Source organism: Escherichia sp. GZ89, assembly GCF_019366485.1.
GTDB lineage: Bacteria > Pseudomonadota > Gammaproteobacteria > Enterobacterales > Enterobacteriaceae > Escherichia > Escherichia fergusonii.
The window spans coordinates 32,184-48,237 of record NZ_JAEOHX010000013.1 but is presented as its reverse complement, the minus strand read 5'-3'; the positions used below and the strand labels follow the sequence as shown (position 1 = coordinate 48,237).

Annotated in this window: 13 protein-coding genes; 9 read left to right on the top strand and 4 right to left on the bottom strand. The window is 47.2% G+C overall.

Annotated elements, in window-relative coordinates:
* The first annotated feature begins 6 nt into the window (after positions 1-6).
* From gsiA to K0335_RS18175, 6 genes are all read left to right on the top strand, one after another.
* Entirely contained in the window at positions 7-1,878 is a 1,872-nt protein-coding gene (gsiA, locus tag K0335_RS18200) for a glutathione ABC transporter ATP-binding protein GsiA (protein ID WP_104919496.1), read from the top strand.
* Between the two features lie 26 nt (positions 1,879-1,904).
* Positions 1,905-3,443: a glutathione ABC transporter substrate-binding protein GsiB gene (gsiB, locus tag K0335_RS18195; protein ID WP_104919495.1), complete on the top strand. Its 1,539-nt coding sequence runs from the start codon at positions 1,905-1,907 to the stop codon at positions 3,441-3,443.
* A gap of 26 nt (positions 3,444-3,469) precedes the next feature.
* Positions 3,470-4,390 carry a glutathione ABC transporter permease GsiC gene (gene gsiC, locus K0335_RS18190; RefSeq protein WP_219393990.1) on the top strand — a complete coding sequence of 307 codons (921 nt, stop codon included), beginning with the start codon at positions 3,470-3,472 and terminating at the stop codon, positions 4,388-4,390.
* A 2-nt stretch (positions 4,391-4,392) separates the two neighbouring features.
* Positions 4,393-5,304 carry a glutathione ABC transporter permease GsiD gene (gene gsiD / locus K0335_RS18185; RefSeq protein WP_046077115.1) on the top strand — a complete coding sequence of 304 codons (912 nt, stop codon included), beginning with the start codon at positions 4,393-4,395 and terminating at the stop codon, positions 5,302-5,304.
* Positions 5,305-5,434: 130 nt separating this feature from the next.
* Positions 5,435-7,783, top strand: coding sequence for an EAL domain-containing protein (locus tag K0335_RS18180; RefSeq protein WP_160193978.1), 2,349 nt, complete (start codon positions 5,435-5,437; stop codon positions 7,781-7,783).
* A gap of 9 nt (positions 7,784-7,792) precedes the next feature.
* Positions 7,793-9,121, top strand: a complete 1,329-nt coding sequence (locus K0335_RS18175) for a GGDEF domain-containing protein (protein ID WP_169710563.1) — start codon at positions 7,793-7,795, stop codon at positions 9,119-9,121.
* Positions 9,122-9,161: 40 nt separating this feature from the next.
* Here K0335_RS18175 and rimO read toward each other — a convergent pair whose 3' ends face one another.
* Positions 9,162-10,487 (bottom strand): 30S ribosomal protein S12 methylthiotransferase RimO, encoded by a 1,326-nt coding sequence (rimO, locus tag K0335_RS18170; protein WP_000049355.1) that lies wholly within the window; start codon positions 10,485-10,487, stop codon positions 9,162-9,164.
* Between the two features lie 227 nt (positions 10,488-10,714).
* Between rimO and bssR the strand changes: the two genes are divergently transcribed.
* On the top strand, positions 10,715-11,098 hold the full coding sequence (bssR, locus tag K0335_RS18165; RefSeq protein ID WP_219393989.1) for a biofilm formation regulator BssR: 384 nt from the start codon (positions 10,715-10,717) through the stop codon (positions 11,096-11,098).
* A gap of 101 nt (positions 11,099-11,199) precedes the next feature.
* Positions 11,200-12,312, top strand: coding sequence for a PQQ-dependent sugar dehydrogenase (locus K0335_RS18160; RefSeq protein WP_046077112.1), 1,113 nt, complete (start codon positions 11,200-11,202; stop codon positions 12,310-12,312).
* Between the two features lie 4 nt (positions 12,313-12,316).
* On the opposite strand, the gene K0335_RS18155 is transcribed toward K0335_RS18160, so the two are convergent.
* Entirely contained in the window at positions 12,317-12,943 is a 627-nt protein-coding gene (locus K0335_RS18155) for a glutathione S-transferase family protein (protein ID WP_104919490.1), read from the bottom strand.
* 246 nt (positions 12,944-13,189) lie between these two features.
* Between K0335_RS18155 and dacC the strand changes: the two genes are divergently transcribed.
* Positions 13,190-14,392, top strand: coding sequence for a serine-type D-Ala-D-Ala carboxypeptidase (dacC, locus tag K0335_RS18150; RefSeq protein WP_104919600.1), 1,203 nt, complete (start codon positions 13,190-13,192; stop codon positions 14,390-14,392).
* Positions 14,393-14,439: 47 nt separating this feature from the next.
* On the opposite strand, the gene deoR is transcribed toward dacC, so the two are convergent.
* Positions 14,440-15,198, bottom strand: a complete 759-nt coding sequence (gene deoR / locus K0335_RS18145) for a DNA-binding transcriptional repressor DeoR (protein ID WP_000450107.1) — start codon at positions 15,196-15,198, stop codon at positions 14,440-14,442.
* A 71-nt stretch (positions 15,199-15,269) separates the two neighbouring features.
* A complete protein-coding gene (ybjG, locus tag K0335_RS18140; RefSeq protein WP_219393987.1) occupies positions 15,270-15,878 on the bottom strand; it encodes an undecaprenyl-diphosphate phosphatase in 609 nt (202 codons plus the stop codon).
* Between the last annotated feature and the right edge of the window lie 176 nt (positions 15,879-16,054).

Below are 16,054 nucleotides of genomic sequence, written 5' to 3'. Positions count from 1 at the left end.
CTGACGTTGCCACACAGTGCTGAACTTGAGGTCAATGATGTGCTGGCAGTCAGCAATCTGACTATCCACTTTCATCATGAACAGCAACAAATCGCAGCCGTGCGTGATCTCTCATTTACGCTTCAGCGGGGAGAAACGCTGGCGATTGTGGGGGAGTCAGGTTCTGGCAAATCAGTAACGGCACTGGCGTTGCTGCGACTCATTGAACAGTCTGGTGGTCAGGCTGGCAGTCAACAAATGTTGTTACGCAGACGTAATCGCGAAGTGATTGAGCTAAGTGAGCAAAGCCAGGCGCAAATGCGGCATATTCGTGGTGCCGATATTGCGATGATATTTCAGGAGCCAATGACCTCGCTCAACCCGGTGTTTACCGTCGGTGAGCAGATCGCGGAATCTATTCGCTTGCATCAGGGCGTTGGTAAAGAAGAGGCGCTGGCTGAAGCGAAACGGATGCTTGATCAGGTACGTATTCCTGATTCCCACACCATTCTTTCACGTTATCCGCATCAGCTGTCTGGCGGAATGCGACAGCGTGTGATGATTGCTATGGCGTTATCATGCCGCCCGGCGATTCTGTTAGCAGATGAACCGACCACAGCACTGGATGTCACAATTCAGGCGCAAATCCTGCAATTAATCAAAGTATTGCAACAGGATTTATCCATGGGGGTTATTTTTATTACCCATGATATGGGCGTAGTCGCTGAAGTAGCTGATCGTGTGTTGGTCATGCATCAGGGGCAAGCCGTTGAGACGGGGAGCGTGGAGAACATTTTCCATGCGCCACAGCATCCCTACACTCAGGTGTTATTAGCTGCAGTCCCGCGCCTTGGTGCAATGAAAGGGCAGGCATTTCCGCGCCGTTTTCCATTGATCTCGCTGGACGACCCGCAAAAACGGGAACCTCAGGCAGAACAAAATACCGTAGTGCCGGGGGAGCCAATCTTACAGGTGCGCAATCTGGTGACACGTTTTCCCTTGCGTAGTGGCTTGCTTAATCGCATTACCCGTGAAGTTCATGCCGTTGAAAATATCAGTTTTGATCTCTGGCCGGGCGAAACCCTGGCGCTGGTGGGAGAGTCAGGATGTGGGAAATCTACCACCGGGCGGGCATTGCTCAGACTGGTAGAGATGCAAAGCGGAGCGATTACTTTTCAAGGTCAGCGTATTGATTTGTTATCTGATTATCAGTTGCAGCCGTTGCGTCGTGATATTCAGTTTATTTTTCAGGACCCGTACGCTTCGCTCGACCCACGTCAGACGGTAGGGTACTCCATCATGGAGCCACTACGTGTCCATGGGTTACTACAAGGAAAAGCGGCAGCCGCACGTGTTGCAGAGCTGTTGGAGCGCGTCGGGTTACTCCCGGAACATGCGCTGCGCTACCCTCATGAGTTCTCTGGTGGTCAGCGGCAACGGATCTGTATTGCCCGTGCCCTGGCCCTTAATCCAAAAGTTATTATTGCCGACGAAGCTGTCTCGGCACTGGATGTTTCGATCCGTGGGCAAATCATTAATCTCTTACTTGATCTTCAAAAAGAGTTTGGTATCGCCTTCATTTTTATTTCTCACGATATGGCAGTTGTTGAGCGTATCAGTCACCGCGTGGCGGTGATGTACCTTGGGCAGATTGTCGAGATAGGCCCACGTCGCGCGGTATTTGAAGATCCACAGCATCCTTATACCCGTAAATTGTTAGCTGCAGTTCCGGTGGCGGAGCCTGGCCGCCATCGACCACAACGCGTTTTACTGTCAGATGATTTACCCGGCAACATCTACAAACGGGGCGAATCTCCTCCCCCAATGACATTGCAATTCGCAGGACCTGGGCACTACGTTGCGCGCCCAACAACAGAACATGTGCTATCGCGTGTTTAACTACAGACAGGGTTCAGGAAAACAATATGACAATCAAGAAAGCCCGTAACTGGTGGCTAGCCCTCGGCGTGACCAGCGTTCTGGTGGCACCTTCGGTGTTTGCAGCGAAAGATGTGGTCGTTGCAGTAGGATCAAATTTTACGACTCTTGATCCTTACGATGCCAATGACACGTTATCGCAAGCGGTAGCGAAATCGTTTTATCAGGGATTATTTGGTCTTGATAAAGATATGAAGCTGAAAAATGTGCTGGCAGAGAGTTATACCGTTTCGGATGACGGTCTGGTCTATACCCTGAAATTGCGTGACGGGATAAAGTTTCAGGATGGTAGCGATTTTAATGCCACGGCAGTTAAAGCCAATCTCGATCGCGCCAGCAATCCGGGCAATCATCTCAAGCGTTACAACCTGTACAAAAATATTGCAAAAACAGACGCGATTGATGACAGGACAGTTGCTATCACCCTGAAACAACCATTCTCAGCGTTTATTAATATCCTTGCCCATCCGGCAACCGCAATGATCTCGCCTGCGGCACTGGAAAAATATGGTAAGGACATTGGTTTTCACCCGGTAGGTACGGGGCCGTATGAGCTCGAGACCTGGAATCAGACCGACTTTGTAAAAGTGAAAAAATTTGCCGGGTACTGGCAACAAGGTCTGCCGAAGCTTGACTCCATTACCTGGCGTCCGGTCGCTGATAATAATACCCGTGCGGCGATGCTCCAGACCGGAGAAGCGCAGTTTGCCTTTCCCATTCCTTATGAACAGGCCGCGTTGCTGGAAAAAAATAAAAACTTACAGCTGGTTGCCAGTCCGTCAATTATGCAGCGTTATATCAGCATGAACGTGACACAAAAACCGTTCGATAATCCGAAGGTGCGTGAGGCGCTGAACTATGCCATTAACCGTCAGGCATTGGTGAAAGTGGCATTTGCTGGTTACGCCACTCCGGCAATGGGTGTGCTGCCTCCCGCAATCGCCTATGCGCAAAGTTATCAACCATGGCCTTATGACCCGGCAAAAGCACGGAAATTATTAAAAGAGGCCGGTTATCCCAACGGATTCAGTACTACGCTCTGGTCATCGCATAATCACAGTACTGCCCAAAAGGTGCTGCAATTTACCCAACAACAACTGGCACAAATTGGTGTAAAAGCGCAAGTGACGGCGATGGATGCCGGGCAACGTGCGGCAGAAGTGGAAGGTAAAGGGCAAAAAGAGAGTGGTGTGAGGATGTTTTATACCGGCTGGACGGCATCCACCGGCGAAGCGGACTGGGCATTGTCACCGCTGTTCGCTTCACAAAACTGGCCGCCCACTCTGTTTAATACTGCTTTTTACAGTAATAAACAGGTGGATGAGGATTTAGCGGCTGCACTAAAAACAACTCAACCGGCAGAAAAAGCGCGACTTTATAAAGATGCTCAGGACATTCTCTGGAAAGAGTCGCCGTGGATCCCGCTGGTGGTGGAAAAGCTGGTGTCGGCGCACAGTAAGAATCTGACAGGCTTTTGGATTATGCCCGATACCGGTTTCAGTTTTGATGATGCAGATTTGCAATAAGCAATAAGCAATAATCAAGGAGTTGAATGCTTAATTATGTACTCAAGCGCCTGCTGGGGCTGATCCCAACACTGTTGATTGTGGCGGTGTTGGTGTTTTTATTTGTCCATCTGCTGCCAGGTGACCCCGCACGTTTGATTGCCGGGCCGGAAGCTGACGCACAGGTAATTGAACTGGTGCGCCAACAGTTAGGGCTGGATAAGCCATTACACGTTCAGTTCTGGCATTACATCACCAGTGTAGTGCAGGGCGATTTTGGCACGTCGATGGTTTCTCGTCGCCTGGTATCTGAAGAGATCGCCAGTCGCTTTATGCCGACATTATGGCTAACTCTTACCAGTATGATCTGGGCTGTCTTGTTTGGTATGGCGGCAGGAATTGTTGCCGCTGTCTGGCGTAATCGCTGGCCAGATCGGCTTAGTATGACGCTGGCGGTATCGGGTATTTCCTTTCCGGCCTTTGCCCTTGGCATATTGCTAATGCAGATCTTTTCCGTTGAGCTTGGTTGGTTGCCGACAGTGGGCGCTGAAAGCTGGCAACACTATATTTTGCCATCTGTTACCCTGGGTGCTGCGGTGGCATCGGTAATGGCGCGTTTTACCCGAGCTTCTTTTGTCGATGTGCTGAGCGAAGATTATATGCGCACAGCACGAGCCAAAGGGGTGAACGAAACCTGGGTTGTGCTAAAACATGGACTGCGTAATGCCATGATCCCGGTGGTAACCATGATGGGGCTGCAGTTTGGCTTTCTGCTGGGCGGATCGATTGTTGTCGAAAAAGTGTTTAACTGGCCGGGGCTGGGGCGTTTGCTGGTCGATTCGGTGGAAATGCGAGATTACCCGGTAATTCAGGCGGAAGTGCTGCTATTTTCGCTGGAGTTTATTCTAATCAACTTGCTGGTGGATGTTCTGTACGCCGCCATCAATCCCGCAATCAGGTACAAGTAAGGATGCAATTATTTAACTGGCGCCGTCAGGCGATCATGAAGTCTATGCCACTGGTTGAACCTGGGCATGTGAGGACCCCCTGGTATGAGTTCTGGCGTCGTTTTCGCCGTCAGCGAGTGGCGATGCTCGCCGCAGTGTTTGTTCTGCTGCTGATTATCGTGGCGATCTTTGCGCCGTGGCTGACTCCATATGATGCAGAAAACTATTTCGATTATGAAAGTCTGAACAGTGGTCCCTCGTTGCAGCACTGGTTTGGTGTCGATTCACTTGGGCGTGATATTTTTAGTCGGGTACTGGTCGGAGCCCAAATCTCGCTGGCTGCCGGGGTTTTCGCTGTTCTGTCAGGCGCGGTGCCCGGCACTTTATTGGGGTTGTTTGCGGGTTATTACGGTGGCTGGTGGGATCGCGTAATTATGCGAATTTGTGATGTGTTATTCGCTTTTCCGGGGATTTTGCTGGCCATCGCCGTGGTAGCGATTCTCGGTAGTGGTATCGCGAATGTGATTATTGCCGTGGCGATTTTCTCGATTCCGGCGTTTGCCCGCCTGGTGCGTGGCAACACATTGGTATTGAAGCAGCAAACATTCATAGAGTCAGCGCGCAGTATCGGCGCCAGCAATATGTCCATAATTTTCAATCACATCTTGCCAGGTACGGTGTCGTCCATTGTGGTTTTTTTCACCATGCGTATTGGCACCGCAATTATCTCTGCTGCCAGTCTTTCGTTCCTTGGCCTGGGGGCGCAACCACCTACGCCAGAATGGGGCGCAATGCTTAATGAGGCAAGGGCCGATATGGTGATCGCTCCGCACGTTGCTATCTTTCCGACGGTGGCGATTTTCCTGACAGTACTGGCGTTTAACCTGCTGGGTGATGGACTGCGGGATGCATTGGATCCAAAGATGAAAGTATAAAACCTGTGAAATAATTGCATCACGTAAGTATTGTGTATTTTGCCTGATTTTGTAGAATCAGGCCATTTGATTAACCGCCGCGCCATACTTAGCGGTGTAATGAGTAACCAATACTTAGTTAATTATTGTCATGCATAGTTTGTACGAAAAGATTAAGATTAGATTGATAATTCTTTTTCTACTGGCTGCGCTATTATTTATTGGCCTGTTTTATGTATTAAACCTTGAACTGGTTTCTGACAGAGCCATAAAAAATGCTGAAAACAGATTTGAGCTAATTGAAAAGAATATTGGCTATTTTTTTAACGATATTGAAAGAGATGCCCTGACACTTAAAGATTCTCTTTATATGCTACGTAGAGAAGATGAGATTATCCGCGCAGCATTATTAAAAATGGAATCAATGCCTTATCTCGATACCATTGGTTTGGTCATGGATAACGGTAAATATTTACTCTTTACCCGTGGTGTGAATAATAAAATAAATGTTTATCACCAGAATAAAATCAACGGACCGTTAGTTGATCAGGCAGGCAGGGAGGTCTTTAAACAGTTTAATCCTAATAAACGCCCGTGGTCGGAAACGTTAGTCAATGAAAATAGTGGCTGGAGTGAAGCTTATAATTGCTTCGAACGTCCGGGTAAAAAATGTATCTCATGGACATTAGCCATTAACGGTAAAGATCGAGAGCTACTGGCAATTGACAGAATACATGTTGATCTGAACTGGCGACACTTAAATGAGTATCTTGATAAAATCAGCAGTGGTGGTGAAGTTCTTTTCCTGCAACAGGGTAACGTGGTTATCGCCAAAAACAACAACGCACGAGAAAAACTGATCGTTTATAATGGAGAAGGTAATTATCACATTATAGACTCGAACGACACCTATTATATTTCACAACGCGCTCAGGTGCCGAATCATCCACTATTTGATATTTATTTTTATTATCCAACCGGGAGTTTCTTCAGTACTGCAGATAAATATGTCTATATCTCCTTTGTCTTTATTATTGCAGTATTGGTAGTGCTGTATGCAATAAGTGTCAGGATCTTGCGTGGGCAGTTTTCAGAAATGACCTCACTGGTAACCGCGCTTGAATTCTTACCAGACTCTGCAGACGAAAACCAGGCATTAAAAATTCATGATGGCGATGCGAAAGAGATAATCAGTATTAAAAATTCGATTGCTGAAATGAAAGGGGCGGAAATTGAGCGCTCGAATAAACTACTGTCACTGATCTCTTATGATCAGGAAAGTGGCTTTATAAAGAATATGGCGATTATTGAATCGAATAATCGTCAGTACCTGGGGGCCGGGATGATTAAATTCTGCGGTCTGGAATCTCTGGAGGCTGTTTTTGGTGTAGAAGAGCGTAACAAAGTCGTCAAAGTGCTCTGCCGCCGTATTGCCGAAAAATTTGCTCAAAGTTGCGATATTGTCACGCTTTCCAGTGATCTCTACTTCCTGTTATGCCGGGAAAATGTGCGTGCTTTTGCGAATAACATTGCCCTGGTTGAGACGTTTGAAAAAGGTCTGGGTTACCGGAATATCCGTATTCATAATTCGGCGATTTATGAGTTTCTCAAAGGTGAGGCTGCTTACGGTTACGTTGAGAAACTCAAACTGGCCCTATCCAGTATTCGCAATCATATGTTCTCTGAGTTCATTCTTTGCGATAACGATAAACTTAATGAAATAGAAGAGAACATCTGGATCTCGCGTAATATTCGTCGGGCAATGAAAGAGGGCGAACTTTTCCTCGTTTACCAGCCTATTGTTGATATTCGTAGCCAGGAGATCCTTGGGGCAGAAGCACTCTGCCGTTGGGTGTCTGAGGAACGGGGTAATATTTCGCCACTGAAATTTATTTCGATTGCAGAAGATATCGGTTTTATTAATGAGTTAGGGAACTGGATCATTGAGACCGCTATGCACGAATTTGCGGAGTTCAGGGCAAAGGCGCAACTGCGGGAAGATTTCCATCTGCATATTAATGTCTCGCCCTGGCAACTTAATGAACCTCTGTTCTATGAACGGATTATGGCGTGTCTCAGCAGTAGTGGTCTGCAACCGCAACAGATTTGTATTGAGATCACTGAAACAGTGGTTGAACGTATTAATGACTATTTCTATCAGAATATTGCGGTATTCAGAGAACAAGGTTTTACCATTGCTATCGATGACTTCGGTACAGGTTTATCTAACCTGAAACGCTTTTATGAGATTAATCCTGACAGCATCAAGATTGATTATGAGTTTACATCCGATATTTTTGGTACTGCGGGGAAAATTATCCAGGTGATATTAGATCTTGCGCAAGATAACCATATTCCGGTTGTTGCAGAAGGTGTCGAAACACCAGAGATTGCCAGTGCGTTAATGGATATTGGCTGTGTACAGTCGCAGGGGTATCTGTATCAGAAACCGTTGCCATTTTCAGCATGGGATATCAGTGGAAAGTTAGTGAAAGAGTAAAAAAGGTTTATGTCCAGAATCAATAAAATCGTACTTATGGTGAGTCTGCTGATTTTTTTGTTAATATCGGCAGTCGCCTGCGGAATCTATACCCAAATGGTAAAAGAGCGGGTGTATAGTCTGAAACAGTCCGTTATTGATACTGCGTTCGCCATTGCTAATATTACTGAGTATCGGCGCAGTGTGGCAATTGAACTGATTAACACGCTGGATTTAAGTGAACAACAACTTTTAACTGGCTTACGTACGGCATATGGTGACAGCATGTCACCTTCCTATCTTTATGATGTGGGGCCGTATATGGTTTCTAAAAACCAATGTACGCCTATAAAAGAGCTTGATACGAATTATTGTGATGAACTTTTACGGAATATCAACTATTTGCATGTAAGAAATGCCGGATACACAGTACTTGATGGGAAAACTTTTGTTTATTATCTTTATCCAGTAGAAAATAACCAAAGTTTACTGTTTCTTCTGGGGTTGGAGCGCTTTTCATTGCTGGCAAAATCACTGGCAATGGATGGTGAAAATCTGATGTTCTCCATGTTTAAAGATGGCAAACCGATCCTTGGCGATGACTATAATGCTGCTGATGCTGTATTTACAGTGTCGGAAGCCATGGATCGCTTCACTTATCTCCCATCGGGTTTATATGTTTTTTCTTATAAACGTTCGGTGTATATCCAGATTTGTGCGTTAATTTTACTTTTTGCTGCTGTTGTTGCCTTTATATCCTATTCCAGTAGTATTTACCTGGTTCGTCGGGTGATTAATCGTGGCATTGTGGAAAAAGAAGCTATTATTAATAATAATTTTGACCGGGTAATGGATGGTGGGTTGTTTTTTAATCCGGCAGATGTCAAAAAACTATACAGCATGTACAACTCGGCGTTTCTCGATGATTTAACCAAAGCGATGGGACGTAAATCATTTGATGAGGATTTAAAACTCTTACCAGACCAAAAAGGCTATTTGTGTCTGTTTGATGTTGATAAATTCAAAAATATCAATGATACCTTCGGACACTTATTTGGCGATGAAGTGCTAATGAAAGTAGTTAAAATTCTCAAAGCCCAAATGCCAGCGGAAAAAGGTAAAGTTTATCGCTTTGGTGGTGATGAGTTTGCCATTATTTATACCGGCGGTACGCTTGAAGAATTACTGGCAATCTTAAGGGAGATTGTCCATTTTCAGGTAGGAAGTATTAATTTAAGCACCAGTATTGGTGTGGCGCATACTGACGAATGTAATGATCTGCAACGGCTTAAAATGCTGGCAGATGAACGTCTGTATAAGAGCAAAAAGAACGGCCGGGCGCAGATTACCTGGCAATAATAAAGGAAAACCCGGCGAACAACTCGCCGGGTCAGTGAGATTAAACCCGACTTCCCCACAAATCGTACTCATCGGCATGTTCAACTTTCACGCGAACAATATCGCCAGGTTTAACGTTGCTTTCACCGTTGAGATAGACCGCTCCGTCGATTTCAGGGGCATCTGCCATGCTACGACCAATCGCACCTTCATCATCCACTTCATCGATAATCACCAGAATTTCTTTGCCGACTTTTTCCTGCAGGCGCTCGGCAGAGATCTGCTGTTGCAGCTGCATAAAGCGGTTCCAGCGTTCTTCCTTGACTTCTTCCGGTACCTGGTCAGGCAGTGCATTGGCATCTGCGCCTTCAACCGGACTGTATTTAAAGCAACCAACACGATCCAGACGCGCTTCTTTCAGGAAGTCGAGTAGCATCTGGAAATCTTCTTCTGTTTCGCCAGGGAAGCCAACAATAAAGGTCGAACGTAGTGTGAGTTCCGGGCAAATTTCGCGCCACTGTTTAATACGTGCCAGCTGACGATCAACGGATCCTGGTCGCTTCATCAGCTTAAGAATGCGCGGACTGGCGTGCTGTAACGGAATATCGAGGTAAGGCAGAATTTTACCTTCCGCCATCAGCGGGATCACGTCATCAACATGTGGATAAGGATAGACGTAATGTAAACGCGTCCAGATCCCCAGTTTAGATAACTGCTCACACAGACTCACCATGCTGGTTTTAACCGGCTCGCCGTTATAAAAACCGGTACGGTGTTTTACGTCTACACCATAGGCTGAAGTGTCCTGTGAAATCACCAGGATCTCTTTAACGCCCGCATCCACCAGACGTTTGGCTTCACTTAAAACATCACCGATGGGGCGGCTTACCAGATCGCCACGCATAGACGGAATAATGCAGAACGTACAGCGATGGTTACAGCCTTCGGAAATCTTCAGATAAGCATAATGACGTGGTGTTAGTTTGACACCTTGCTCTGGCACCAGGCTGAGGAATGGATTGTGTTTCGGTTTTGGCACGTAGTGATGAACATGCTCCAGAACTTGCTCGTAGCTATGAGGACCAGTGATCTCCAGCACTTTCGGATGGACTTCACGGATCTGATCTTCTTTAGCCCCAAGGCAGCCGGTAACGATCACTTTACCGTTTTCATTCAATGCTTCGCCAATGGCTTCCAGAGACTCCTGTACCGCGCTGTCTATAAAGCCACAGGTGTTAACGATAACCATATCGGCGTCGTCATAGCTCGGCACAACGTCATACCCTTCGGTACGCAGCTCAGTGAGGATACGTTCCGAGTCAACGAGGTTTTTAGGGCAGCCTAATGAAACGAAGCCGATTTTCGGCTGATGGGTTACTTTGCTCATAGCTTAAAAAATATTCAGTTATAGGAATGGTCAGGGCAGGGATTCTACAGAGTTCCGCACAAAAATTGTATCGCTATCTGCCCCCGTGGCCCAGCAACGTAACGGTATCTTTTCACCATTGTGTAAATATTGTTATTAGAGGGGGGATAATTGATCCAGGGCATAAATCTGTACAAAAAACGACCATACTATAAAGTTACACAAGGGCAAAAGAGGAGGAACGAAGAATGTTCGTTGACCGACTGAGAAGCGATCTGCTGAATAAGCTGATCAATGCCAGACTCGACCTTGCAGCCTATTTACAGCTACGCAAGGCCAAGGGGTATATGTCTGTCAGCGAGAGTGAGCATCTACGTGATAATTTTTTTGAACTGAATCATGAAATACATGACAAGTCACTGCGGTTAAATTTACATCTGGATAAAGAAGAGTGGGATGCCCTTCACCATGCTGAAGATGCATTAGCCACAGCTGCAGTTTGCCTGATGACCGGGCATCATGACTGCCCAACATTTATTGCCGTCAATGCAGAGAAACTTGATCGCGCTCTGATGACCTTATCGCTGAGCATTCAGTGCCTGCAGATGCACTCGCCGCTGTCGCACGCGTAAGCCGGGGGAGGCAACTCCCCCTTTTGGTTAAGTTTATGTAAAAATCAGCTCATGCTTCTGACTGATGACTACGCTTGAACGAGAGTCATTAAGGAGGCGTTATGCGTCGTGTTCTTCTTCCCGTTCTCTCTTTACTAATTTCTCCCCTGGTTTTTGCTACGCCCGCTGCGGTAAAAGTGGAAGTATTGCAAACCAAACTCGATCATCCTTGGGCGCTGGCATTTTTACCCGATAATCAGGGAATTCTGATTACGCTAAAAGGCGGACAACTTCGCCACTGGCAGGCAGGTAAAGGGTTATCTGATCCGCTTCCTGGCGTGCCGCAAGTTTGGGCTAATGGTCAGGGTGGACTCCTTGATGTGGCGCTGGCACCTGATTTCACGACTTCTCGCCGGGTGTGGTTAAGTTTTGCCGAAGGAGATGCTAACGGCAAAGCCGGTACGGCAGTCGGTTATGGTCGCCTGAGTGAAGATCTCAGCCATCTTTCTGACTTCAAAACGGTATTTCGTCAGACACCAAAGCTTTCGACAGGTAATCATTTTGGTGGACGATTGGTGTTTGATGGTAAAGGCTATTTGTTTATTGGGCTTGGGGAGAATAACCAACGGCCAACAGCTCAGGATCTCGATAAGTTGCAAGGGAAAGTGGTGCGACTTACCGACCAGGGCCAGATCCCTCCTGATAATCCCTTCGTTAATCAAGCCGCTGTGCGGCCTGAGATCTGGTCTTATGGTATCCGTAATCCTCAGGGAATGGCGATGAATCCCTGGAGCGATGCCCTGTGGCTGAACGAGCATGGCCCGCGTGGTGGCGATGAAATTAATATTCCACAAAAGGGTAAAAATTACGGCTGGCCTCTGGCAACATGGGGAATCAACTATAGCGGCCTGAAGATCCCCGAAGCAAAAGGGGAAATTGTGGCGGGTACGGAACAACCTATTTTTTACTGGAAAAAATCACCCGCTGTCAGCGGCATGGCGTTCTATAACAGTGATACCTTTGCCCAGTGGCAACAAAAGTTGTTTATCGGTGCGTTAAAAGACAAGGATGTGATCGTGATGAGCGTGAAGGGCGATAATGTCAGCGAAGATGGGCGCATTTTAGGCGACAGAGGTCAGCGTATTCGCGATGTACGTACAGGACCCGACGGCTATTTGTATGTCCTGACCGACGAGTCCGATGGCGAGTTGCTGAAAGTCAGCCCACGTCCCTGATGCTTTAACTGACCGGAATCATGACGACTTTACGAAACGCCGGGCGCTTTGTGAGTTGTTGATACCAGCGCTCAAGGTTAGGGCGCGGAGTCCATGTCAGGCCAACGTTGAATAAATTGTAGATAAACGGCGAAAGGGCAATATCACCAACACCAAACTCGTTGCCAGAGAACCATTTCTGCTTTGCCAGTTCGTCATCCAGAATGGCGAATAATTCATCACATTCTTTAGCACTGGCTGTAATGGCTGCCTGATCCCGCTGTTCTGGCGGTGTTCTGACTAAGCCCATTAATATTCCACGATGTGCCGGAGCAAGCGTCTGGTTTGCCCAGTCCATCCATTTTTCGCCTTCAGCGCGACGTGCGGGATTATCGATCCATAAGCGATTCACTCCATATTGTGCAGCCAGATAGCGCACGATGGTGTTGGACTCCCAAAGCACAAGTTCGCATTCGTCATCGCGCAGTAGTGGCACAAGGCCATTGGGATTCATCGCCAGATAATCCGCGTCATGGTTAACACCGTACTCACGGCCTGCCAGGATTTGCTGATAAGGTAATTCCAGTTCTTCGAGCGTAAACAACACTTTTTTTACGTTAGTCGAGTTATTGCGACCCCACAGCGTAATCATCGTCACCCCCTTTTTAGTATGTCAGCCACCGACTGATTCGCTCCACATGGTCGGTTAAAAACAACAATTACGCAACAAAGGATAAAAAAGTGTCGCTTATCGCAGCGGAGCGCGAAGATATTGCATAAACTTTAAAAACTTTACCAACTTCCGGTTTTTTTAGGCTCTTGAGTGCGTTATTAATCACCGTTCTTATTGTTCGGTGATGAAACGTATATTTTTTGAATGGATACTCGGGTGGCATTTATGACGCAATACTCCTCTTTCCTTCGCGGTCTCGTAGCGGGTTCTGCTCTTTTATTTCTTTTTGCCCCAACGGTTCAGGCTGCTGAACAAGCCATTGATGCGCCCAGCGTGGATGCGCGCGCATGGATCTTAATGGATTACGCCAGCGGGAAGGTACTGGCAGAAGGCAACGCTGATGAAAAACTTGATCCGGCCAGCCTGACAAAAATTATGACCAGCTATGTAGTTGGTCAGGCGCTGAAAGCCGACAAAATTAAACTGACAGATATGGTCACCGTGGGCAGAGATGCCTGGGCGACAGGAAATCCGGCGCTGCGCGGTTCGTCGGTGATGTTCCTTAAGCCTGGCGATCAGGTGTCTGTTGCCGATCTTAATAAAGGGGTGATTATTCAATCTGGTAATGATGCCTGTATTGCACTGGCCGATTATGTCGCGGGAAGTCAGGAGTCATTTATTGGGTTAATGAATGGTTATGCCAAAAAGTTAGGATTGACCAATACTACCTTCCAGACTGTTCACGGCCTTGATGTACCGGGGCAGTTCAGTACCGCACGTGATATGGCGCTACTGAGCAAAGCACTTATTCATGACGTGCCAGAAGAGTATGCCATCCATAAAGAAAAAGAATTTACTTTCAATAAGATTCGTCAGCCTAACCGCAACCGCTTGTTATGGAGCAGCAATCTCCATGTTGATGGGTTGAAAACCGGGACGACTGCCGGGGCCGGGTATAACCTGGTGGCTTCCGCGACACAGGGCGATATGCGTCTGATCTCAGTTGTTCTGGGCGCGAAAACTGATCGCATTCGTTTTAATGAGTCTGAAAAACTGCTCACCTGGGGATTCCGCTTCTTTGAAACCGTCACTCCGATAAAACCTGACGCAACCTTTGTCAGCCAGCGAGTCTGGTTCGGCGATAAGAGTGAAGTCAAGCTGGGGGCGGGTGAAGCCGGTTCTGTAACCATTCCTCGTGGGCAACTGAAAAACCTGAAAGCCAGCTTTACACTTAACGAGCCGCAGTTGACTGCGCCACTGAAAAAAGGTCAGGTTGTTGGCACCATCGACTTCCAGTTGAATGGAAAATCTATCGAACAACGCCCACTTATCGTGATGGAAGCGGTTGAAGAAGGGGGAATCTTTAGCCGGATGTGGGATTTCGTGATGATGAAATTCCACCAGTGGTTTGGCGGTTGGTTCTCGTAATCGGTGAACGCGCCGGAGGGTACATGAGACTATCCGGCGCAACGGGGTTAATACAGTAACCTGATATTATGCGCTTTCGCGTACTCAATAATTTCATCATCCGGGCGACAGTCACTCGCCAGCACATCAAACTGTTTTAAATCGCCCATTCGTGCCGGGCGTACTTTACCGAATTTACTGTGATCCACCACCAGTACATGTTGTTGCGCCATCGACATCGCCCAGTGTTTTACCGGCAGCTCTTCGAGATTAAAACAGGTTGCCCCTTTACTGACATGCACGCCTGCTGCGGAGTAGAAGGCAATATCCGGGCAGATGTTATTAAGCGTTTCCTGAAAGCTAAGTGGCTTGAAAATTGCGTTACTGGCATGAAATTCGCCACCACAGAGTATTGCCCGGCAATGTGGTTTCTCTTGTAGTGCCATGAAGGTATTCAGCGAATAACACACTGCCGTAAAGGGAATATCCTTATTGATGGCTTCTATAATCCAGGGCGTCGTGGTGCCGCAGTCGAAAAACAGCGTCTGATGTGGTTGTACAAGTTCAGCAGCCTGTTGAGCCGCGCGACGTTTTTCTTCGACCAGTCGTGATTTTTGATCGCTTAACAGATAGTGGCTGGCACTGCGTGGCTCCAGAACAATATAACCGCCCAGTAAGACTACAGGGGCATTGTTATTATTCAGATCGCGGCGAATGGTCATCTCCGACACACCCAACAAGGTAGCGGCCTCTTTAAGATGAAGTTTATCGCTGCGTTTTAACGCCTGTAATAATTGACTAATACGCTCGTCACGACGTGTTTCCATAATCCCTCTGAAGAATAATTTAAGCGCGCAGTCGAACACTGAGCGCTTAATACTACACGTATTACCAGATATCAGTCACGCACCCAGCCTTTGCGAATCGGCAGGGCGAAGCATACCCGATAACCTGTTTGCAGAAGTGCGTAAATCTTTTCTCCAAAAAGTTGCCAGATAATCTGCGCACTCAGGCAACCAATCATCCCCGCCAGCAGCCCGCCGAGCATATCCACCGGCCAGTGAACGCCAAGATAAACCCGTGACCAGGCAATGGCTATGGCCAGTAGCATTAACAGGGCACCAGACCACAACCGATGCCAGCACAAAAATGCCAGTGCAAAAGTAAAAATCACTGTGCCATGATCACTGGGGAATGAGTCATCCGCAGCATGATGCAGGAAGTTATAGCCAATATGATCAACAAACGGTCGATCATGGGGGAAAAGATGACCGATAATCCACGAAACAATCAAGCTAATAACTATCGCCAATGCAATTTTGATCACCAACTGACGTTGCGCTGAAAGTTGTCCGCGCGGTCCCCATAACCACAGTATTACTGCCAGAAACGGCACTACGAGGATGAGATCTTTGGCGATAATAATTGCCAGTGTAATCATCCATGGCGCAGAGTCTGGCGTGGCGTTGATAAAGTTGAAAAGCGAGTAATTGAGGTTTTCCAGCATAACATCCTGTTCCGGTACAGTTTTAAAGAGTTGGCGCAGGAGAAAGCATAAATTTGCCGAATGAGTCGGTAAAGCAGCATTATCTTATTCCTGCAGCCCGGACGCTGAAACATTGCACAACGAAGAGTAACCCCGGCAACTTAAATAAAGCTTAAAGCGTTTCGTGAAGAACAACG